Raw genomic sequence first — 21460 nt, forward strand, 5'->3', positions numbered from 1 at the left:
CATGACCGAGACCGGCATCAACCTCGATTTCGATCGCACCAGCCGCCTCGGCTTCGATGAGGCGATGTTCTGCTCGGGCAAGACTGTGGGCCAGATCGCTGCCATCCTCGAGCGCGTGGCCGAGCGTGGCGGCAGCATGCTCTTGACCCGGCTCGAGCCGGCGGTCTTCGCCCTGCTGCCGGAGGAGACGCGCCGGCACCTCGACTACGAGGCGCTGTCGGGCACGGCTTATTTCGGTCCGGTGGCGCCGCTCGGCAAGATCGGTCAGGTCGCCGTGGTCGGCGCCGGCACGTCGGACATGGCCGTCTGCCGCGAGGTGGTCCGCACCCTGTTCTATCACGGCGTCAAGGCGAGCGAGGTCTATGACGTCGGTGTCGCCGGGCTGTGGCGGCTCCTGGAGCGCGTGCCGGAGATCGTCCGTCACCCCGTGGTGATCGCGGTCGCCGGCATGGATGCGGCCTTGGTCAGCGTGCTGGGCGGGCTGGTGCCGGGCCTGGTCATCGCCGTTCCCACCTCATCGGGCTACGGCGTTGCCAATCGCGGCGAAACCGCGCTTCATGCCGCCTTGGCGAGCTGCGCGCCCGGCGTGCCGGTCGTTAATATCGACAATGGCTATGGTGCTGCCTGCGCGGCGCTTCGGGCACTTCGTGCCGCCGATTGGGCGAGGAGTGAGGGTTGATGGGCGCCAAGATCGAGATCGCCTTCGGTCGCACGCAGCTCGCCGTCGCCTTGCCGGCGAACTCGGACGTGCATGTCATTCGCAAGCGGCAATTGCCGAGGTTGCCCGATCCCGAAGCCGCCATCCGCGGCGCGCTCGATCGGCCGATCGGTGCGAGGCCATTGAAGGCGCTCGCCGCCGGCCGCAGCAGCGCCTGCATCCTCATCTGCGACATCACCCGCCCCGTCCCCAATCACCTGTTCCTCAGGCCGATGATCGAGGATCTCACGTCTTCCGGCATTCCGGCCGCCGGCATCACCGTCCTGGTGGCAACCGGATTGCACCGTCCGAACGAGGGGGCGGAGCTGGAGGAGCTGGTCGGCGATCCCTGGGTCATGAAGACCGTCCAGGTGGTGAACCACGACGCCCGCGACGATGGCGCGCATGTGGATTTCGGCACCACGTCCAAGCGCAAGACGCCGGTCAAGATCGACCGCCGCTTCGCGCTGGCCGATCTCCGCATCGCCACCGGTCTGGTCGAGCCGCACTTCATGGCGGGCTGGTCCGGCGGCCGCAAGGTGGTCGCCCCCGGCGTGGCGCACCACACCACCATCCGCACCTTCCATTCCGCGCGCTTCATGGAAGACCCGCTGGCGATCCAGTGCAATCTCGTGGGCAACCCCTTGCATGAGGAGCAGCTCGAGATCATGGGCATGCTGGGGGAGATCTACGCGCTCAATGCCGTGATCGACGAAGAGCGGAACCTCGCCTTCGTCTCCTTCGGCGAGATCATCGAAAGCCACCTCTCCGCCGTCGCCTTCGTCGAGAAAGCGACCCGCATCCCGATCGACCGCCGGTTCGGCACCGTACTGACCTCGGCCGCGGGCTATCCCTTGGATAAGACCTATTACCAGACGGTCAAGGGCATGGTGACGCCGCTCGACATTCTCTCGCCCGGCGGCACCCTCATCATCGCCTCGGAATGCTCGGAAGGCTTCGGCTCGGATGAGTTCCGCGAAGCGCAGAAGCGCCTGGTCGAGCTCGGACCGGACCGCTTCCTGGCCACCTTGACGGCGAAGTCGCTGGCCGACATCGACGAGTGGCAGACCGAGATGCAGCTGAAGCCGATGCGCCGCGGCCGCATCCAGCTCTACACCGCCGGGCTCGGCCCCCAGGAGCTGTCGATCACCGGGGTGGAGACGATCCAATCGCTCGAAAGCGCAATCAGCGCCAGCATCGAGCGCAGCGGCGATCCCGGCGTGGCCGTCATTCCCGAAGGCCCCTATGTGGTGCCGGTCTATGCCGGGGCGGCGGCGGCCGAGTAGGGCGTAAACGCGTAAGCGGGCACTGGCCAACCTGGCCGCCAATGACCGCTTCCAGGTTGGAAGCGACCTTCATTCATGCGTCTCGCAATGTCGCTGAAGTGCCACGAACGGACACTGCACCAAGGTCGGCAGCTCGCAGTCGCAAGTTGCCGTCCGCCAGAGCAGAGATTTGTAGCACAACCTGGTGGAGCGCATCCCCCTCACTTTGCCCCACTCACGTGCCAGGTACGAAAATCTGGCGGCGATTCAGAGACTCGCGTCACAAAATCTAGTCGGGGCTATCCGCGATGCCTTGTAGTTGAGTCTCGTCCAGGAGCGTGATGTTTCCGTCGGCAATAGAAATAAGCTGGCTCTTTTGCCAGGCGGCGAGCTGCTTGTTGACACTCTCCCGGGAGAAGCCAACGAGATTCGCGAGTTCTCGCTGGGAGAGCTTATGCTTGAGCGTGACGCCCTTCTTGTGTCGGTCACCACCCGCAGCGAGGCTCAACAGCTTTTTCGCCAGCCGCGATGCGAGGTTCAGGAAAAGCAGATCCTCCACCTGCTCGGTCGTACGCCGAAGGCGGTCGCAGAGCACTGCCATCAAACGCAATGCAATCTCGGCATTCTGCTTCAGAAATGGGACGAACTCGCGCCGATCGATGACGAGGAGCTCGCAGTTCGTCATAGCTACTGCGTCAGCGGACCGCTCTCTGCCGTCCAAGAGCGCAATCTCGCCGAAGACCTCGCCCTGATCGATAATGTTGAGAGTCACCTCACGCCCATCGACGCCGGGCGCCCGAATTTGAACTCGCCCCTTGAGCACCGCCAAGAGACCGCGCCCGGGTGATCCCTTAAGAAAGATCGTCTCGCGGGCCCGATGGGTTTCGATGCGAGCAAAACTCAGAACCCTGTCGAGCTCAGCGCTCGAAAGGCCACCAAAGAGCCCGTGAGATTCGAGAATATGACGATGGTCCTTGGCAGTACCAGTCATGCCAAGGATCTACCTCAAGATTGCCCCTTCCGGCAAATCTGGGGGATCTCGACGACGACTTGCGCACGCCGTCAAGGATTGGATTCGGGCCTTAGCGTAGGCCTCGCTGACGCTTTCCCACGAGGTTAGCGAGGAACGTTTGTACCCGCGTAGAGGGCCTTCACGAGCGCGCGTATGGTTCGGATCCGCGCTCCATGGCTCCCCACCACGTCGCTCAAGCCATGGCTTTCCATGATTTGGGTGACAACCTCGGACCCGCCCTCGACGATTTGGAAGGCAACACGAAGCTGTTGCGAGAGGTCGGGTAACGGCTGCTCCGGATCCTCTATCACAATGAGAGTGGCGGATTCGCTCGGGCCGGCAGCCGTCAAGCCGCGCTCAAGTGGAGCAAAGAGGAGCAGGTATGGCGCCATCCCCGATAGCCGTGAGGCCGTGGCGACCGTATAGGAGGGTCCGGCGCATCGATCTTCGCGGGTCAGCGTCCTGGCGATTTCCTGCCGCATCATCTCGTCCTCAAATGGCCGGGTTGCCGCCAGGGTCTGCCCCAGCAGCATGAGCCCGTCACAGCTGGCCAAGAGAGCTTCTGCCGCCGAATTGAGAATGATGACACGCCCTCCTTCGCCGACGAGGAGGACGCCAAGCGAGAGGCTATCAATCGTCCTCTCCAGGAGGTCTCGTGCGCTTTCCGAGGCCTGCTCCGTATCAAACGGGAGATTGGATTGCCCGCTTACTTGCGGAGTACACTGTCTTTTGCATTGCTCGAAATGACTGTCCTTGACGCGCACTCGGCAATCGATCTCGGCCCGTAGGGCGACACTGTTCCACCAAAATGCGGATTTAACGTGCGCCATCGCTGCATCCTCCTCTATGCGACCAAATCGTCGGCTTGGGGACCAGCTGCCTCGTAGCGCATTCGAGGCCCAAGGACCTGTGAAGCAGTTCACAGGTCCGGTACTGCGGGGGCGGATAGTCTTGTAGCCGCAAGCAACCAGACCACTGAGGGAATCGCGGCCATTCCTCATTTTGCAGACCGTGCAATGTCCGTTTCGAGGTTCTACAATGCTGAAATCATGGACAATGCCCTCAGCCGGCAGATGCAGTGTCCAGCATGTGGCAACGAGAACCCGCCGGGGGCAGAAGACGTTTGCAGCCGATGTGGCGCCGGTCTAACGCGGTGCCGGCACTGCGGGTCCAGCAATCTTCGTCGATTCCGGCACTGCGTTGCGTGCGGAGCCTTTCTCGTCCTTCCCGAGGTGGACACGGAGGGCGCCAGAGGCAAATCCGGCGAGCGCAAGCATGTAACGGTGCTGTTCGCCGACATCGCCGGCTCGCTCGCCATGATTCAGGACAGCGACCCCGAGGATGCTCGCGCAATCTTCGACCGCACCATCGAAGCGGTCACCGCGGTCGTTCATAGCCATGGCGGGACGATCAATCGCGTCCTCGGTGACGGCGTGATGGCGCTGTTCGGCGCGCCGGCCTCGCTGGAGCAGCACGCGGTAAAGGCGACGACCGCGGCACTCCAGATCCTGCGGGCCTTGGACGAGCTGAACCATCGGTTGGAACCCATCTATGGCGCGCGCATTCGAATGCATATCGGCCTGGATTCCGGCGAGGTCGTCGTTCACTCCGTATCCACGGACATTCACACTGAGTACGACGCGGTTGGTCGCACCGTGCATGTCGCCGCTCGAATACTGGCGCTCGCGCCCGCGGGTACCATCCGCATCTCCGCCGAGACGGCACGGCAAGTCGCGGGCTTCATCAGGATGCGTTCGCTCGGATCGATCCATGTGAAGGGTCTGGTGGATCCAATCGAGATATTCGAACCGCTCGCTGCGGATGTGGTTGCAACGCCGTTCGAACTGTCAATCAGTCGCGGCTTGAGCCCATTCGTGGGCAGAGACCGGGAAGCGGGCGCGTTGCTGGCCGCCGCAGACAGAGTGGCCGTCGGCGCGGGCGAGCTGTGGGCAATAGTCGGAGAGCCTGGCACCGGCAAGTCGCGTCTTGTCCATGAGATCGTCACCGACCTCCGCAGGCGCAACTGGCGGATCGTCGAGGCGTACTGCACGATGCACGGGGCGACGACCAACCTTGCGCCGGTGGCTGCGCTCTTGAGATCGTTCTACGGGATTCGCGACGGGCATTCCGCTGAAGCGATCCGTCCAGCGATCGGCATCGAACGCTCCTCGGCTCCGCAGGATGCGCATACGACTGCAGCCATACTGTCCATTCTCGGGCTTGCGGAGGGGGATCTTGATTGGCACGGCCTCGACCCGCCGCTCCGGCGCGATTCCGTGCGCAACGTGCTGCCCACGTTGCTCGCTCCCGCAGCGCTGACGCGTCCAATGGCCGTCGTCGTGCAAGATCTCCAATGGGCGTCTGACGATACCGTCGTGCTGCTCGACCGGCTTGTTCAAGCTCTCCCCAACACGCCGATTCTGATTCTCACGAATTTCCGTCCGGAATGCCGCAATCCCTGGCGAGGCCAATTGCGGGCGCACGAGATTTCGATTGAGACCTTGCCCTTCCATGACGCGCGGGCACTCATCGAGGCATTGCTCGGAACCGACCCAAGCCTCGCCGGGGTCCAGCGACTTGTTCTCACGCGAAGCGCCGGAAACCCGCTCTTTATTGAAGAAAGCGTGCGATCGATCGCTGACAGCGGCGCCCTGGTAACAGCCGATGGACGCACCATTCTTTCCGCGCCGCTCGAGCGGGTGAAAATCTCGCACACCATACAGTCGATGCTCTCCTCGCGCATCGATCAGCTCCCTCCAGCCGACAAGCGGCTCTTGCAGTGCGCTTCGGTGATCGGCGCGAACTTCAGCACGACGCTCCTAGAGATCGTATTGGGCAAGTCCAATTGGCCTTCTCTGCTCGACCCGCTCGTCTTCGGAGGGTTCATCGTCCAGTCCCAAGCCGGCTCCGGGGATGAATATTTTTTCAAGCATCCCCTCATTGAAGAGGTGGCCTATGCGGGGCTGTTGCGCAGCGAGCGTCGGACGCTCCACCGCCAGATCCTCGCGGCAATGGAGCAGCTCTACGAAGCGCGCACAGCGGAAGTTGCTGAACGCCTGGCCGAGCACGCCCGCCGGGGCGAAGTGTGGGACAAGTGCGCCGTCTACCTGCGCCAGGCGGCCGGCATCGCCTATGCGCGCTCCTCCAACCGGGAGGCGGCACAGCTCCTGGAGGATGCCTTGCAGGTGTGCTCGCTCGCTCCGCCGGGGATCGATCGTAACAGGCTGCGGATCGACCTATGCTTCGACCTCCGTAACGCGCTCCTCCTTGTGGGCGAGGTAAGCAAGATCCTGAAGACGTTGGCGGATGCTGAGGCGATCACGGCGGAATTCGGAGACATCGACAGGAGCGCCAAGTTGGCCTCCTATCTGACCCACGCATTCTGGACGAGCGGAGATTGTCGGCGCGCTCTGACGCACGGGCGCCGCGCGCTGCGACTAGCCCGGGGTCGAAGCCGACCAATAGCGATACCTGCGCAATATCACCACGCGCTCGTCCTTATGGATCTCGGGTTCTATGCGGAAGCCAACCGGCGACTCGGGCGATTGCTTGATCTCGTCGACACCGAGCGGCAGGAGCGGTTCGGACTCAACGCGCCGCTGTTCATCCTTGCAGGAAGCTATCTGGTGCGATCGCTGGCGGAGGTCGGCCAGTTCGATTCAGCCTTGGCGCACGCCGAGGAGATCAGAAGAGTCGCCGACGAGACGGGGCAAACATTCGCAGAGGCGATGACAAGGCTGTCGCTCGGATATTGCGTTCTCTTGCGCGGCGAGCCGCGTCGGGCGGTCCATGTGTTGACCGACGCCCATGCACGCTTTTCGAAGCTGCGAAACGTCACGATGTCGACCGTCACGGCCGGATTCCTCGGCTTTGCGCAACTCTTGGCACGCAACATACCCGCCGCGGCGGAATGGCTCGACCGGGGCGTAACCCAGGCAAGCGCCATCGGCGTGTTGTCGCAACAGCCGCTGCGCCTCGCGTTTCTCGCCGAGTGTCGGTCCAAGCTCAATGACGGGCCGGCGGCACTGGCGATTTCCGAGCAAGCGGTACGTCTTGCCGAGCAGCAGCGGGAGCGCGGCTCGTTGGCTTGGACGCTTTGTTTTCGCGGCCGCCTCTTTCGAGAGGTGATGGGGGATGCCGACAAGGCATGCAGCGCAATGCTTAGGGCCGAAAATCTGGCACGCAGATCATCGATGCGTCCCCTGGCGGCTATTTGCGCGGTCGAGCTTGCCTACTGCATGCTCGATCTCGGCGACGGAGCCGAGGCTCGGCGTTATGCCGAGACGGCATGCGTGGAGCTCGACCAGCTGCAAATGCCGCTATGGCAGCAACGAGCCGCAGAAGTCCGTAATCGCGCGATAGCTTGAAAAGGACTGTCCGACGCGATGCGCTACGGCCGCTTGCCTCGCGATGCCTTCTTCTTCCGAACGGCCCGTTTATCGAAGACCTTGAGCATAAAAACGTCGCCATCGGAGACGTTCATGACATCATGAGCGAAGCTGGCGCTTCTTCGCCACTGCAAGCCTGGCTCCAAATACAGCAATTCGAGGAACTTCCCTTGTTCATCGAACCTGACTGTTCTCCCAGGAGTGCAGGCGATCATGGTGTAGGGAATGCCATCCCCGTGGAAGCCGGTGCGTGCACCGGCCTTCAATGCGATCTTCTCAACCCGCACGGAGTCATTCTCGAACAGTTTTGTAATCATCACTCCGGATCGAGACTCAACCATTGGCCTACCCCCTCCCTATGTCGTTGAAGTCGTGCCCGCACCCCAAAATGTTGAGTGGTGAACAATAGCATCCACCGCCAATAGTGAATAGCAGTTGCTGCAAAAGCAGTCACAAACGTCCATGCGCGGCACAGATGTGTAGCAGCCTGACAGGATCGCCCCACGCGGCAATTGCAATGAGTACCGCCTTGGGCAAAGAGCCGTCGTAGGCGCCATTGTTGGTCTGCTGTATGGCGTGCTGTCGCCGGACGCGGGCTATGCGGTTCAATGCCCGCCATTGGTGAAACGCATCAGTCTTGAGAGTGGAGGTCGCGGGTCGCTTACGCCCTGGCTCGCCTCACACCAGCTTCGCCAGCCCGAACCAGCGATCGGCCAGCACGATCACCCCGGCGGTGCCGAGGATCATCAAGGTCGAGAGCGCCGCGACCGACGGGTCGTTGTAGTTGTCGAGGTAGATCAGGATCACCACCGGCAAGGTGCTGGTGCCGGGCACGCTCAGCATCAGCGAGATCTCCAGATTCCCGAAGGATGCGATGAAGGCGAAGATGCCGGCGGCAAGCATCGCCGGGCGCAGGAGCGGCAGGGTCACGTGCCAGAACACGGAGAGCGGCCGTGCTCCCAGATTCATCGCCGCCTCCTCGACGTCGCGCTCCAGCCCCTGCAGGCCGGCGATGAGCACGCGCACGATCCAGGGCAGGCAGACGATGGCATGGCCGATCAGGAGGCCGATCACCGTGCCGTTGATGGCGAGGTCGAAATTCTCGATGAAGAATTGCGTGTAGAGCATGAGCAGCCCGACGCCGAGGATGATCGCCGGAACGACGATAGGCGCCATCAGCATGGCGGCCAGGAGATCGCGTCCGGGAAAGCGGTAGCGCACCAGCGCCAGTGCCGCGGGCAGGCCCAGGAGCATCGCCGTCGCGGTCGCACCGACAGCCACGATCAAGCTCAGGGTCATGGCGTCCCAGAACGGCTCATAGGCGAGCATCTTGCGATACCAGACCAGCGAGACGCCTTCGGGCGGCATGCGGAAGATGCCCGATGGGCTGAACGACAGCAGGATGACGAACACCACCGCCGACAGGATGAAGGCGTAGATCGCGACGTTGGCCGCGAGGAAGAGCCGCCGCCCCCGCGTCATCGCCCGGCCTCGATGCGCCAGCGATCGCTCAGCGCCCGGCTGAAGCCCGCCACGCAGAGCAGGGTCAGGATCAGGAGGATGAACGACACCGCGGCCCCGAAGGGCCAGTTGTAGATCGCGGTCATCTGCTGATAGACCTCGGTCACCAGCATCTTCACGCGCCTGCCGCCGATCAGCGCCGGCGTCGCATAGGATCCGGCGGCGAGGATGAAGACCAGCATCGAGCCGGCGATGATCCCCGGCATGCTCAAGGGCAAAATCACCTCCTTGAACACGCGCCAGGGCCGGGCACCGAGATTGGCCGCCGCCTCCTCCAGCATCGGGTCGATCTTCTGCAAGGTCGAGGCCAAGGTCAGGATCATGAAGGGCAACGCCACCTCGGTCAGCGCCACGACCACCGCCCAGGACGTGAACATCATGCGGATCGGGCGCTGGACGACGCCGAGCCAGATCAGGAGATTGTTGATGAGGCCGCCGTCGCCGAGGATCACCAGCCAGCCATAGGCGCGCACGACCGCGCTCACATAGAGCGGGCTGATGATCAGCACCAGGCAGACCGCCCGCCAGCGCGACTTCTGCCGCGCCAGCCCGTAGGCGACGGGAAATCCCAGGACCAACGCCGCAAGGGTGACGGAGAACGCGATGGCGAGCGTCTGCGCCAGCACGCCGAGATAGTAGGAATCGGTCAGGAACCGTATGTAGCTGGCGAGCGTGACCCCGCGGGCGAGCGGATCGGCCGGATCGTAGACAAAGAGGCTGTAGCGGCCGAGATAGAGCAGCGGCGCCACGCAAAAGAGGCCGAGAGCGACGGCGGACGGCAGCGCGAGCGCGATGCCGGCCGCTCGTCGCTTGGCGGCGGGGTGCGCCAAGGCTAGGCGGCGATCTCCTTGTTGAACCGCTCCTGCCAGGCGGCGCGGTTCTGGGCGATGATCGCCCAGTTGAACACCAGCGCCTTGTCGGGCGTGGGCACCAGGCCCGCGAGCTCTTTCGGGATCGCGACCTTGTTGTTGACCGGCGTCATCAGGATCGACTCCATGAAACCCTTCTGCGCCTCGGCGTCGACCTGCATGTTCATGAAGTCATAGACGAGGTCGCCGCCCTTGCGTTTGGTGACGATCTCGACCGTGTAGGGGATCGGAAAGAAGCCGTCCTCGGGGAGCACGAAGCTGTAGCGCTTGTCCTTCTCGGCGAAGGTCTTGGCGAAGCTGTTCTCGATGCCGGGGCTGAGCAGCATGGCGTCGGTCAGGAACAGGTTGGTGATCTCCGCTGGTTTTCCTGAATGGACGAAGGCACCCATCTTCTTCAGCTCCGCCAGCGCCTTGAATCCCGGCTCGATATTGCTCTCCGAGCCGCCATTCATACGTGCCGCCTGCACCAGGAACTGCACGCCGGTGGTGCCGGCGGTGTCGTGCAACCCCATGATGCCGCCCTTGTAGGCGGGGTTCCACATGTCCTTCCAAGTCTTCGGCGCGGGCTTCACCTTCTCGGTGTTGTAGAGAATGCCGGCAGTGGCGTAGAGCGAGGCGAAGCCGAAGCCGTCGGGATTGAGCGCCTTTGGATCGACATCCTTCATGTTGGCGATCTTCGCGCGGTCCATCTTCTCGAAGATGCCTTCGGCCCGCCCGGTGACGGCGACGGCCTCGGCGATCACCACCAGATCGACGCTGGGGCTGGCCTTCTCGGCGCGGAGCTTCGCCAGCATCTCCACGCTGCTTCCCGGCGTCACCAGCACCTTGGCGTTGAACTTCTTCTGAAACGGCTCGATGACGAGACGCGTCAGCGTATCCTGGTACTGGCCGGCATTGATCATGATCGACAGTTGCCGCAGTTGCGCGAAGGCCAGCCGCGGGGCGGCGAGCATGCCGGCGAGCGCGGCGGAGGCCTTGAGGAAGGTGCGCCTGGCGATCCTCTTTTGGTTCGAGCGAGACATGAGCCACTCTCCCTTCTTGTTCGAGCGTTCAAGTTTCCGGCAGCAAGACGGCGTCGCGCGGCTGCCAATCGATCCATACATTGGTTTCGGGACTGAGAACCGCGCTCTGTCCGTCGTTGCTCACGAGCGCCATCACCGCCTGCCCGTTGCTGCGGCACACATACTGGATAGCGGTGCCGAGATAGGCGACGGACTCGACGGTGGCGGCGAAGGCATGGCCCGGCGCCGGCGATGGGCTGAGACGGGTGCGTTGATCCTTGACCGAGAGCACGGCCTGGCTGCCGCCGGCAAGGCCCAGGGGATTGCCGGCATGGAGACGCCTTCCCTCGGCGTTCTCCAGCACGGCCGCACCGTCGCCGGTTCCTGGATCGACGATCCGTCCGGCGAAGAAATTGCTCTGCCCGATGAATCCGGCGACGAACAGGGTCCGCGGCCGCTCATAGATCTCCACCGGCGTTCCCACCTGCTCGATGCGGCCGTGGTTCATCACCGCCAGCCGGTCGGCCATCGACAGCGCCTCCTCCTGGTCATGGGTGACGAAGAGAGCGGTGATGCCGACGCGGCGCTGAATCGCCTTCAGCTCGAGGCGCATCTCCTGGCGCAGCTTGGCGTCGAGCGAGCTCAAGGGTTCGTCGAGCAGCAGCAGCTGCGGGCGGATGACCAGCACGCGCGCCAGCGCCACGCGCTGCTGCTGGCCGCCGGAGAGCTGCCTCGGATAGCGCACCTCGAGGCCGGCCAGCGATACCAGAGCCAAGGCCTCGCCGACCCGAGCTTGCCAGTCGTCCTTCGGCACGCCCCGCATGCGCAGGCCGAAGGCCACGTTCTGCCAAACCGTCATATGCGGGAACAGCGCGTATTGCTGGAAGACCATGCCGGTGTCGCGCTTGTAGGGCGGATCCTCGGTGACCTCCGCACCTTGGATCAGCACGTGGCCTGCGTCCGGCTCTTCGAAGCCCGCGACCATGCGCAGGGTCGTCGTCTTGCCGCAGCCGCTTGGTCCCAAAAGCGCCATCAACTCGCCCGGCGCCACGCGCAAGCTGACCCGATCGACCGCGGTGACCGAGCCGAACCGCCGCACCACTTCCTGCAGCTCGAGCGCCGGGACCATCCGCCGCCTTTTCAAAAAATCCGACCAAGGCCGCCCGGAAGTTTATCCGACATTGGCCGAGGGACTAGCCCCGCATTTCTCCTAAGAAATACAGGCCGCCGTCCGGGGGAGCCTCGAGGAGGGTCGGGACGGTTGGGGACGGGTCCTTCCGTCCCCAACGCCGCGCCGGCAGGATCCGGCGCGGCCGTCCCCGACGGGGACCACTCCCTCCTAAATCCGACCCCCGGAATTGTATTGGGAGCGATAAATTCCCGCGCAGGGGATGGCGCTTTCGCGCGTGCTGGTCATCAGCAGCATCTGTGACATAGGTCACAGCGCCGCCTCTTTTCTCCATGCATGCTGAAGCACCTTAGAAGGGGGTCGCGTCATGACGTGTCGCTACGCCCGTTTCGCTCCGCCCACCATCAATGCCTTGAAAGCGCCGACAGCCCTCGACCTTGGCGCCGTCCGAGCCGCGATGCGCACCAGGGCTCGGGAGCATGAGGGCGACGGCAGAATGCCGCTTGCCCAAAGCCATGGGCAGGCAGACTTCAAGGGCCGCATCCTCGGCAAGTGGCTGGTGCTGGCGCGGTCGCTCTGGCGGGATCGGACTTAGGGGCTAGCTCGGCGAGCCGCTGCTCCGGGCCGATTCTATGGCTTTGGCGGAACAGGCGAAAAGGCCGGCCCGAAGCCCGCCAGCGGGCCGGTCTTCCTAAGCTCGAGAAAGCCGCTCCAGGCCTTCAGGAATTTATCCGCGTCGGCTTCGGACTCGAACCTGACGAAGCAGCCGGTGACCTTGCCGTTCAGGCGCGAGGGCCCGCGAACGCTGGCACGATACTCCAAGCCCATGATCGCCAACGCGCGCTCGACGAAGCCCGGGCTGGGCGGCAAATCCCCGAACTCGATTTCTCGTACGACCATGGAGCAATGTTAGCCAATTGGGCATGGCCGATCAAACCGAGACGCGATCCGGTCCGGCGCCCTCAAGCCATTGTCATCGTTCGCCGACCGAGCAGAACCTAGGTTTTCTCCTGAATAGACCAGACGCGGCATGGGGGGGCGTGCTACTGCTCCTGTGTAGAGCTGGGGGGTCGATGGAATCGCGTTCCGAGCAACAACTATGGTGTGCCGTCATTCACCGAGCCTATGAGGACGCGGCCGGCAGCATCGCCGCGGTCGGCGATCCGCGCAGCCGCCGGCGGGCGCAGGATGAAGCCCGCACCTGGTTCCACGACAATGGGCGCGATTTTCGCTGGACCTGCGATGCCGCCGGCTTCGACGCCGACTCGCTCCGCGCCTCGGTGCTGCGCTCGATCGCCGGCGCCCGCCAGCCGGTGGCGGAGCACGAGGCCGCCAAGACCTAATGGATGGCCATTTGAAGGCGCGGGTTGCCGACTATCAGCAAAGCGACCCGCGGGCCAGCCTGCAGCAGCTTGCGACTTCGATCGGACTGTTCGTCCTCGCCTGCGCCCTCATGTATCGCGCGCTGGACATCTCCTACGCCCTCACCCTCGCCTTGTCGGTGCCCGCCGCCGGATTCCTGGTCCGCATCTTCATCATCCAGCATGATTGCGGCCACGGCGCATTCTTCAAGACCAGGCGCCTCAACGACCTCGTGGGCGCGATCTGCAGCGTCATGACGTTGACGCCCTACAGGAATTGGCGCCGTCAGCACGCCGGCCATCACCGGAGCTGGAACAATCTCGATCTACGGCTGGCGGGGAGCGATATCTACTCGACCTGCCTCACCGTGGGGGAATATCGGGCGCTGACCTGGCGGCATCGCTGGCTCTATCGCCTGACACGGCATCGCGCGATATCAAATCTGGTCCTGCCGCCGCTCGTCTTCCTGCTGCTCTATCGCGTCCCGTTCGACACGCCGAAGACTTGGAAACGCGATCGCCGCTCGGTCTACTGGACGGATCTTGCGATCGGCGCCGTCGGCATCGCGCTCGGCCTCGAGCTTGGATTCCGGCAGGTGCTGCTCGTGCAAGTGCCGGTGATGGCGCTGGCTTCGATCATCGGGGTGTGGCTGTTTTCCGTGCAGCACCGCTTCGAGCATGCGCTGTGGGCGCGCCAACCCGAGTGGAGCACCACCAGCGCGTCGCTCAGGGGCTCCTCATACCTTCGCCTGCCGAAGCTGCTCCAGTGGTTCAGCGGCAATATCGGCTTTCATCACGTGCACCACTTGAACCCGCGCGTGCCGAACTACCGCTTGCAGGAATGCCATGACGGCATCCCGGAGTTGCGCGCGACCCCGATCCTGACGCTGCGCTCGGCATTGCTGAGCCCCGCGCTGGCGCTGTGGGACGAAGATCGCCAGAAGCTCGTGAGCTTCGCCGACCTACGCGGGCATGCGTTCTAGCCGCTCGGGAGCTCCCGAGCGGGGCGTGCCGTTTACAACCCATTGATGGTCGTCCTGGCGTTGGAGCGCACCCTTGGTATGAATGAGGTCAACGGTCACAGTATTCTTCCCGCACCGCGATGCCATCGGGCGAGGGAACGTTTGCGCGCATGGCGACCGCCCAGCCCCGTGGACCGGAGCAAGGTTTCCTTGGAAAGCCACGGATTCGTTTCCGCCTTGTCGCTGAAACCGTGCCACTATCTCCTATGGAAGATGTCCAGCATGTCCTCGCCGTCGCCCGCGAGTTCGTCGACCGCTTTGGGCCGGCGGAAGCCGTCGACGAGGCCGAACAGCGGACCAAGCTCCATGCCGACGCCTCGGAGAACGACGGCGCCTCGTTTTGGCGGCGGGTAAGGCTCGCGATCCGATCCCTCCAATATGGCGATCTCGCATAGATCGGTCCGCCCGATGCCGCCGGGCCGGCATTAATGGGACAGAAGGCAACATTTCCGCTAGTCTGCGGCCTGCCATGCACTCCCGTTGTGGCGTCATCCAACTTTCGGAGATCAAGAATGCCGGTCGGCACAGTTAAATGGTTCAATAGCACCAAGGGATTTGGGTTCATTCAGCCGGATGGCGGTGGACAGGATGTCTTCGTCCATATCTCGGCGGTGGAGCGCGCTGGCCTGGGCGGGCTCAATGAGGGCCAGAAAATCTCCTACGAGGAGCAGCGCGACCCCAAGCGCGGCAAATCCTCCGCAGAGAATTTGAAGGCGGTCTGAGCAAGCCTTGATGCGGCACCGGCATCCGATGACCGGATGACGGAAGGGCGCGATCGAGGAGGCAGACGCATGGGAGCCTGTCGTCGCCCCCCCTTCGCCAAGGCAATGGGGGACCTCGGCGGGCAGCCTTCGTTCCTGCTCCGCTCCGGCTGGCTTGCCAGCCGGAGCACCGCAGGGGCGACGTTGTCGTGAAGATAGCAGTAACTAAGCGCGCCACCGCTTTCGCCAAGGCTACGGTGGGCAGGCCGCTTCCGGCTGGCACGCCAGCCGTAACTCCGCAGGAGCTGAAGGCTGGCGGAGAGAGTGGGATTCGAACCCACGGTACGGTTTCCCGTACACACGCTTTCCAAGCGTGCGCCTTAAGCCACTCGGCCATCTCTCCGTCAAGACCGCGGAACCTACCGAAGTGAGCGGGCCGGTGCAACGCTCGCTCGCCACCGCCGCCCGGTTCTCTCCCTGCGCCCCCGCGTTAACCCATCCCTGAACCGAATTTCCTAATCTGTGCTATAGATTACCCAGAAATGCCGGCCCGTTCGGGACCGGCTGGGGAGGATGCGTGCGGCGGATCTTCCGGCTCCTCGGTTGGCTTCTTGTCATCTTCGCTCTGGCGCTGCTTGCGGTGGGCGCTTGGGATTGGGGCTGGACCGGAGAATTCCGCTTCCTTGCCACCGGCGAGCTTTGGTATCGGCTCGACCGCGGCAGCCTCAACCTCGTCCAAGCGATAACCCAGCGCTACCTCTCGCCCTGGCTTTGGGATCCGGTGGTGACCAACTATGTCCTGCTGCAGCCGGCGGCCCTGGTTTTGGGCCTGCCGGGGGCTATCCTCTTGCTGTTGACCCGGGGCCGGCGCGAGCGCCGGCGGCGCGGCCGCATCTTCGATTGAGCGCCACCGGCGCCGGGACCGGGGATGCTCCGCGGCCTAAAAATTATTGCTGCAAAATCAAGTGGTTGCCTTCGTCCCGCGGTCCCATCCCTTAGGCACTCCCATCCTGGGACATCCTAGCCGTCGCCCATCTTGAGGGCGGCCAAGAAGGCGGATTGCGGGATCTCGACCTTGCCGAACTGGCGCATCCGCTTCTTGCCTTCCTTCTGCTTGTCCAGGAGCTTCCGCTTGCGGCTGACGTCGCCGCCATAGCATTTGGCGAGCACGTCCTTGCGCAAGGCGCTCACCGTTTCGCGCGCGATGATGCGGCTGCCGATCGAGGCTTGGATCGCGATCTTGAACAGCTGGCGCGGGATCAGGTCCTTCAAGCGCTCGCACAGCGCCCGGCCGCGGGCATCGGCCTGGTTCTTGTGCACGATCATGGCGAGCGCATCCACCGGCTCGGCATTGACGAGGATCGACAGCTTGACGAGGTCGCCCTCCTGGTAGCCGTCGATCTGATAGTCGAAGCTGGCATAGCCGCGGCTGACCGACTTCAGCCGGTCGTAGAAGTCGAACACCACCTCGTTCAAGGGGAGGCGATAGACCACCATGGCGCGGTTGCCGACATAGGTGAGGTCGATCTGCTGGCCGCGGCGGTCGGTGCACAAGGTCAGGATCGAGCCGAGATACTCGTCCGGCACGAAGATGGTGGCCTTGATCCACGGCTCCTCGATCGAGCGGATGCGCACGGGATCGGGCATGTCGGTGGGGTTGTGCAGCTCGAGCGTGATGCCGTCGTTCAAATTGACTCGATAGACGACGCTGGGCGCGGTGGAGATGAGGTCGAGGTTGAACTCGCGGTGCAACCGCTCCTGGATGATCTCCAGATGCAGCAGCCCGAGAAAGCCGCAGCGATAGCCGAAGCCCAAGGCAACCGAGGTCTCCGGCTCGAAGGCGAAGCTCGCATCGTTGAGACGGAGCTTGGCCAGACTGTCGCGGAGATTCTCATAGTCCGCGGCATCCACCGGGAAGAGGCCGCAGAACACCACCGGCACGCTCGGCTTGAAGCCGGGCAGCGGTGCCTCGGCCGGGCGACGATCCTCGGTCAGGGTGTCGCCGACGCGGCAATCGGCCACGGTCTTGATTGCCGCGGTGATGAAGCCGATCTCGCCCGGCCCCAGCATGTCGGTCGGCTGCAGCTTCGGGCAGAAGATGCCGACACGGTCCAGCTGATGGGCCGCACCGGTCGCCATCATGCGGACCTTCATGCCGGTCTTAAGCGTGCCGTCCTTGACCCTGACCAGGGCCACGACGCCGAGATAGCTGTCGTACCAGCTATCGACCAGGAGCGCCTTCAACGGCCCCGAGGCATCGCCGGTCGGCGCCGGCAGCCGATGCACGATCGCCTCCAAGACGTCGTCGATGCCGACGCCGGTCTTGGCCGAGATCAACAGTGCGTTCGAGGCATCGAGCCCGATCACGTCCTCGATCTGCTGCTTGATCCGCTCGGGCTCGGAGGCGGGCAGGTCGATCTTGTTCAGGACCGGCACGATCTCGTGATTGGCATCGATCGCCTTGTAGACATTGGCGAGGGTCTGCGCCTCCACCCCTTGGGTTGCATCCACCACCAGGATCGAGCCCTCGCAGGCGGCCAGGCTGCGGCTGACCTCGTAGCCGAAATCCACATGGCCCGGCGTGTCCATGAGGTTGATCTCATAGTCCTCGCCGTTCCGGGCCTTGTAGGCGAGCCTGACGGTCTGCGCCTTGATGGTGATGCCGCGCTCGCGCTCGATGTCCATGGAATCGAGGATCTGCTCGCGCATCTCCCGCGAGGTCACCGCCCCGCAGCGCTCGATCAGCCGGTCGGCGAGCGTCGACTTGCCGTGATCGATATGGGCAATGATGGCGAAGTTGCGGATATGCGCGAGGTCGGTCATCGGCTCATGACAGGTAGGGTCGGAGACAAGCGACCGCAACCGGCCTCATGCTTCGACAAGCTCGGCATGAGGCCCTCATCCCGTGGGTCGAAAGCAATCCGTCTATCATGTCCGCAAGACCCCGCCGGTCGACTTGGCCACCGCGGCGACGATCTTCGCCGCCACCGCCTCGATCTCATCTTCGGTCAAGGTCGCCCCGGTCGGCTGCAGCACCACCGACAAGGCCAGCGACTTCTTGCCGGGTCCAAGGCGGTCGCCTTCATAGAGGTCGAAGACGCGCACATCGCTGATGAGGCCCTTCTCGGCCCCCTTGGCCGCGCGCACCACCTGATCGGCGGCGACCGCGGCATCGAGCACGAAGGCGAAGTCGCGCTCCACCGGCTGGAACGCCGACAGCTTCAAGACCGGCCGCGCCGTGCCGCGCCCACGCGGCGTCGGCACTTTCGCCAGGAAGACTTCGATCGCGGCCGCCTTCCCCTTCAAATCGAAGGCCTCGATGATGCTGGGATGCAGCATGCCGAACCAGGCCAGCACCGTGGGCCCGAGCCGGAGTGCCCCCGACTGCCCCGGATGGTACCAGCCGGGCGCATCGGTCGAGACCTGCAGATTCTCCACCGGCGCGCCGACCGCCTCCAAGACTGCGAGCGCGTCCGCTTTGGCATCGAAGGCGTCCGCCGCGCGCTGCGGTACTTGCCAATGGCGCGGACCCACGTGGCCCACGCGGATCGCGGCGGCGATGAGCGCCTGGCCCATGGGCGTGCTGTCGGCGTATTGCGGGCCGACCTCGAACAAGGCCGGATCGCCCTGGCTCCCGCCCAAGCCCCGGTCGAGGTTGCGCTTCGCCGCCGCCAGCAGGTTCGGCAGGATCGAAGGCCGCATCACGTCGAGATCGGCGCTGATGGGATTGATGAGCGTGAGCGCCGCGCCCGCACCCTCGAAGAGCCGTGCCGCAGCCGCGGGCATGAAGGAGAAGGTGACCGCCTCCATGAAGCCGCGGCCGGCCAAGGCGCGCTTGGCGACGATGGCCCGGCGCTGCTGGATGCTGATCGCCGGCGGCGGGATCACCGAAGGCGGGGCCAAGGAGACGGGTGCCACGCGATCGAGACCGTGGACCCGCACGACCTCTTCCACGAGATCCGCCTCGCCCTCCACGTCGGCGCGCCATGACGGCGGCTCGGCGGTGAGATCCTCGCCCTCGCCTTTGACGGTGAAACCGAGGGAGCGAAGGATGCTCCGGCATTCCTCAGCCGGCACCTCGATGCCGCCCAGGCTCTGCACGCGCCCGACGCGGAGGCCGAGGCTGCGGCGCCAGCTCGGCTCGGCGCCGGCAACGCTCCGCTCGCTCGCCTCGCCGCCGCAGAGCTCGACCGCGAGCTTGGCGGCGATGTCGGCACCCCAGAAGGGCGAGGTCGGATCGACGCCGCGCTCGAAGCGATAGCGGGCATCGGAGAGGAGATTGAGCTTGCGTCCGGTTTGCGCCACCTGGATCGGATCGAAATAGGCGGATTCGATGAAGACCGAGGTGGTGGTCTCGGTGCAGCCCGATGCCTCGCCGCCCATGACCCCGGCGATCCCCTGCACGGTCCGGCGGTCGGCGATCACCACCATCGATGGATCGAGCTCATAGGTCTTGCCGTTGAGGGCGGCCATGCGCTCGCCTGCCCGCGCCATCCGCATGGTGAGGTCGCCGCCCTCGAGCTTATCGGCATCGAACACATGCAGCGGCCGGCCGAGATCGAAAGTGACGAAGTTGGTGATGTCCACCAGGGCCGAGATCGGGCGGAGACCGATGGCGGTCAGCCGTTCCTGCATCCAGCGCGGGCTCGGCCGGTTCTTCAGCCCACGCACCAGGCGGCCGACCACCAAGGGGCAGCCGCCGAGAGCCGCGGGATCGATGCGCCATTGCACGGGGCTCATGAAGCCGCCCTCCCTCGAGCCGACGGCCGGTGGGGCGAGATCGATGGGCTTCAAGATCCCGAGCCCGGCCGCCGCCAGATCCCGGGCGATGCCGCGGACCGCGAGGCAGTCGGCGCGGTTGGGCGTGACCGCGACCTCGAACACCGGATCATCCAGGCCCAGAAACTTGGCGAAGGGCTCGCCCACGAGCGCATCTGCCGGGAGGTCGATGATGCCTTCGTGATCCTCCGACAGGCCCATCTCATAGGCCGAGCACAGCATGCCGTCGGAGGCCTCGCCGCGGATCACGCCGGCCTTCAGCACTTGCCCCGTGGCGGGAATGACCGTGCCCGCGCGCGCGAACACGCCCTTCATGCCGGTGCGGGCATTGGGCGCGCCGCACACCACCTGCACCTTGTCCCGGCCGGTGTCGACCAGGCAGACCCGGAGCCGGTCGGCATTGGGATGCGGCTTCGCCTCGATCACATGGCCGACGGTGAAGGCCGCGAGCTTGGCGGCGCGGTCCTCCACTCCCTCGACCTCGAGGCCGAGCCGGGTCAGCGCGTCGGCGATGCTGGTTGCGGTTTCCTTGGTCTCGAGATGGGCCTTGAGCCAGGCAAGCGTGAACTTCATCTGGCCAGCCCCCCGGGAACGCTGGGTGGATCCAAAGGCACGAAGCCGTATTGCCTGAGCCAGCGGAGATCGGCATCGAAGAAGCTGCGGATGTCGGGGATGCCGTATTTCAGCATGGCGATGCGGTCGATCCCCATGCCGAAGGCGAAGCCCTGATAGCGCGCGGGGTCGAGCCCGCAATTGGCGATCACCTTCGGATGCACCATGCCCGAGCCCAGGATCTCCAGCCAGTCGCCGCCGGCTCCGAGCTTGAGCTCGCCGCCCTTGCGCGAGCAGCCGATATCCACCTCCGCCGAGGGCTCGGTGAAGGGGAAGTAGCTCGGCCGGAAGCGCACCGGCAAATCCTCCATGGCGAAGAAGGCGCGGAGGAAATCGGTGAGGCAGCCCTTCAAATGGCCGAGATGCGTCGACTCGTCCAGGACCAGGCCCTCGACCTGGTGGAACATGGGCGAGTGGGTGGCATCGGAATCGCTGCGATAGACCCGGCCCGGCACGATGATGCGAATGGGCGGCTTCACCGTGGTCATGGTGCGGATCTGCACCGTAGAGGTGTGGGTGCGCAGCACCATCGGCGGGCCGTCCACCTTGTTCGGCGGCAGATAGAAGGTGTCCATCATCTGCCGGGCGGGATGATGCGGGCCGATGTTGAGCGCGGTGAAATTATGGAAGTCGTCGTCGATATCCGGACCTTCGGCAACGGTGAAGCCCATGGCGCCGAAGATCTGGATGAGCTCCTCCAGGGTCTGGCTCAAGGGATGCAGCCGCCCGATCGAAGCCGGGCGAGCGGGCAGGCTCACATCGACGCGCTCCTGGGCCAGCTTCGATTGCAGCGCCTGGCCGTGAAGGGCGGCCTGGCGCTTGGCCAGCGCCTCGGCGATCTGGTCCTTGAGCTCGTTCAAGGCCTGGCCCGCTTCGCGCCTGGCATCGGGCTCGAGCCCGCCCAGGCCTTTCATCAGCTGGGTGATGCGGCCCTTGCGGCCAAGGGCGGCCACCCGGACCGCCTCCAGGGCATCGAGCCCGCCGGCCTCGGCCACCATGGCCAAGAGCTCGGCTTTGGCTTCTTCCACCTGTTGCTTCATCTCCATGATCCTCGTCACGAAAAAGGGGCCACCCGGTGAGGCGGCCCCTCTCGTCGCTTGCTC

20 protein-coding genes and 1 tRNA gene are annotated in these 21460 nt (G+C 64.6%); 9 read left to right on the forward strand and 12 right to left on the reverse strand.

Annotated elements, in window-relative coordinates; translation table 11 throughout:
• The first annotated feature begins 1 nt into the window (after nucleotide 1).
• Together larB and larA are read left to right on the forward strand one after the other, a co-directional pair.
• Entirely contained in the window at nucleotides 2–679 is a 678-nt protein-coding gene (larB, locus tag HY058_13230; GenBank protein MBI3498261.1) for a nickel pincer cofactor biosynthesis protein LarB, read from the forward strand.
• The gene (gene larA / locus HY058_13235; protein ID MBI3498262.1) at nucleotides 679–1983 is read left to right on the forward strand and encodes a nickel-dependent lactate racemase; all 1305 of its coding nucleotides are present in this window, start codon (nucleotides 679–681) and stop codon (nucleotides 1981–1983) included. Before larB ends, larA begins: the two co-directional genes overlap by 1 nt.
• Nucleotides 1984–2251: 268 nt before the next feature.
• Here the strand turns inward: larA and HY058_13240 are convergent, their stop codons facing one another.
• Together HY058_13240 and HY058_13245 are read right to left on the reverse strand one after the other, a co-directional pair.
• Nucleotides 2252–2953 carry a Crp/Fnr family transcriptional regulator gene (locus HY058_13240; protein ID MBI3498263.1) on the reverse strand — a complete coding sequence of 234 codons (702 nt, stop codon included), beginning with the start codon at nucleotides 2951–2953 and terminating at the stop codon, nucleotides 2252–2254.
• A gap of 125 nt (nucleotides 2954–3078) precedes the next feature.
• Entirely contained in the window at nucleotides 3079–3804 is a 726-nt protein-coding gene (locus tag HY058_13245; protein ID MBI3498264.1) for a hypothetical protein, read from the reverse strand.
• A gap of 453 nt (nucleotides 3805–4257) precedes the next feature.
• Between HY058_13245 and HY058_13250 the strand changes: the two genes are divergently transcribed.
• On the forward strand, nucleotides 4258–7341 hold the full coding sequence (locus HY058_13250) for an AAA family ATPase (GenBank protein ID MBI3498265.1): 3084 nt from the start codon (nucleotides 4258–4260) through the stop codon (nucleotides 7339–7341).
• A gap of 23 nt (nucleotides 7342–7364) precedes the next feature.
• Here HY058_13250 and HY058_13255 read toward each other — a convergent pair whose 3' ends face one another.
• The 5 genes from HY058_13255 to HY058_13275 form a co-directional block, all read right to left on the reverse strand.
• The gene (locus HY058_13255; protein ID MBI3498266.1) at nucleotides 7365–7703 is read right to left on the reverse strand and encodes a hypothetical protein; all 339 of its coding nucleotides are present in this window, start codon (nucleotides 7701–7703) and stop codon (nucleotides 7365–7367) included.
• A 337-nt stretch (nucleotides 7704–8040) separates the two neighbouring features.
• Nucleotides 8041–8844, reverse strand: coding sequence for an ABC transporter permease (locus HY058_13260; protein ID MBI3498267.1), 804 nt, complete (start codon nucleotides 8842–8844; stop codon nucleotides 8041–8043).
• Nucleotides 8841–9713: an ABC transporter permease gene (locus HY058_13265; GenBank protein ID MBI3498268.1), complete on the reverse strand. Its 873-nt coding sequence runs from the start codon at nucleotides 9711–9713 to the stop codon at nucleotides 8841–8843. The genes HY058_13260 and HY058_13265 overlap by 4 nt, the downstream gene beginning before the upstream one ends.
• Before the next feature lie 2 nt (nucleotides 9714–9715).
• Complete coding sequence (locus tag HY058_13270; protein ID MBI3498269.1) at nucleotides 9716–10774, reverse strand: extracellular solute-binding protein; 1059 nt, start codon at nucleotides 10772–10774, stop codon at nucleotides 9716–9718.
• A gap of 28 nt (nucleotides 10775–10802) precedes the next feature.
• Nucleotides 10803–11882, reverse strand: coding sequence for an ABC transporter ATP-binding protein (locus HY058_13275; protein ID MBI3498270.1), 1080 nt, complete (start codon nucleotides 11880–11882; stop codon nucleotides 10803–10805).
• A gap of 367 nt (nucleotides 11883–12249) precedes the next feature.
• On the opposite strand from HY058_13275, the gene HY058_13280 reads away from it, so the two are divergent.
• Complete coding sequence (locus tag HY058_13280; protein MBI3498271.1) at nucleotides 12250–12477, forward strand: hypothetical protein; 228 nt, start codon at nucleotides 12250–12252, stop codon at nucleotides 12475–12477.
• 35 nt (nucleotides 12478–12512) lie between these two features.
• Here the strand turns inward: HY058_13280 and HY058_13285 are convergent, their stop codons facing one another.
• Entirely contained in the window at nucleotides 12513–12782 is a 270-nt protein-coding gene (locus HY058_13285; GenBank protein ID MBI3498272.1) for a hypothetical protein, read from the reverse strand.
• A 173-nt stretch (nucleotides 12783–12955) separates the two neighbouring features.
• Here HY058_13285 and HY058_13290 point away from each other — a divergent pair, with 173 nt between their 5' ends.
• From HY058_13290 to HY058_13305, 4 genes are all read left to right on the forward strand, one after another.
• Entirely contained in the window at nucleotides 12956–13225 is a 270-nt protein-coding gene (locus tag HY058_13290) for a hypothetical protein (protein MBI3498273.1), read from the forward strand.
• The gene (locus tag HY058_13295) at nucleotides 13225–14226 is read left to right on the forward strand and encodes a fatty acid desaturase (GenBank protein ID MBI3498274.1); all 1002 of its coding nucleotides are present in this window, start codon (nucleotides 13225–13227) and stop codon (nucleotides 14224–14226) included. Before HY058_13290 ends, HY058_13295 begins: the two co-directional genes overlap by 1 nt.
• Before the next feature lie 149 nt (nucleotides 14227–14375).
• Entirely contained in the window at nucleotides 14376–14660 is a 285-nt protein-coding gene (locus tag HY058_13300; protein ID MBI3498275.1) for a hypothetical protein, read from the forward strand.
• A gap of 117 nt (nucleotides 14661–14777) precedes the next feature.
• Entirely contained in the window at nucleotides 14778–14987 is a 210-nt protein-coding gene (locus tag HY058_13305) for a cold-shock protein (protein ID MBI3498276.1), read from the forward strand.
• Nucleotides 14988–15279: 292 nt separating this feature from the next.
• On the opposite strand, the gene HY058_13310 is transcribed toward HY058_13305, so the two are convergent.
• A tRNA-Ser gene (locus HY058_13310) sits at nucleotides 15280–15369 on the reverse strand.
• A 174-nt stretch (nucleotides 15370–15543) separates the two neighbouring features.
• On the opposite strand from HY058_13310, the gene HY058_13315 reads away from it, so the two are divergent.
• Nucleotides 15544–15870: a hypothetical protein gene (locus HY058_13315; GenBank protein MBI3498277.1), complete on the forward strand. Its 327-nt coding sequence runs from the start codon at nucleotides 15544–15546 to the stop codon at nucleotides 15868–15870.
• A 116-nt stretch (nucleotides 15871–15986) separates the two neighbouring features.
• On the opposite strand, the gene lepA is transcribed toward HY058_13315, so the two are convergent.
• From lepA to pheS, 3 genes are all read right to left on the reverse strand, one after another.
• Nucleotides 15987–17789, reverse strand: coding sequence for an elongation factor 4 (gene lepA / locus HY058_13320; GenBank protein MBI3498278.1), 1803 nt, complete (start codon nucleotides 17787–17789; stop codon nucleotides 15987–15989).
• A gap of 105 nt (nucleotides 17790–17894) precedes the next feature.
• Nucleotides 17895–20318: a phenylalanine--tRNA ligase subunit beta gene (locus HY058_13325; GenBank protein ID MBI3498279.1), complete on the reverse strand. Its 2424-nt coding sequence runs from the start codon at nucleotides 20316–20318 to the stop codon at nucleotides 17895–17897.
• A complete protein-coding gene (pheS, locus tag HY058_13330; GenBank protein MBI3498280.1) occupies nucleotides 20315–21397 on the reverse strand; it encodes a phenylalanine--tRNA ligase subunit alpha in 1083 nt (360 codons plus the stop codon). Before pheS ends, HY058_13325 begins: the two co-directional genes overlap by 4 nt.
• Nucleotides 21398–21460: the final 63 nt, after the last annotated feature.

The organism is Pseudomonadota bacterium (genome assembly GCA_016195085.1).
Taxonomy (GTDB): Bacteria; Pseudomonadota; Alphaproteobacteria; order SHVZ01; family SHVZ01; genus JACQAG01.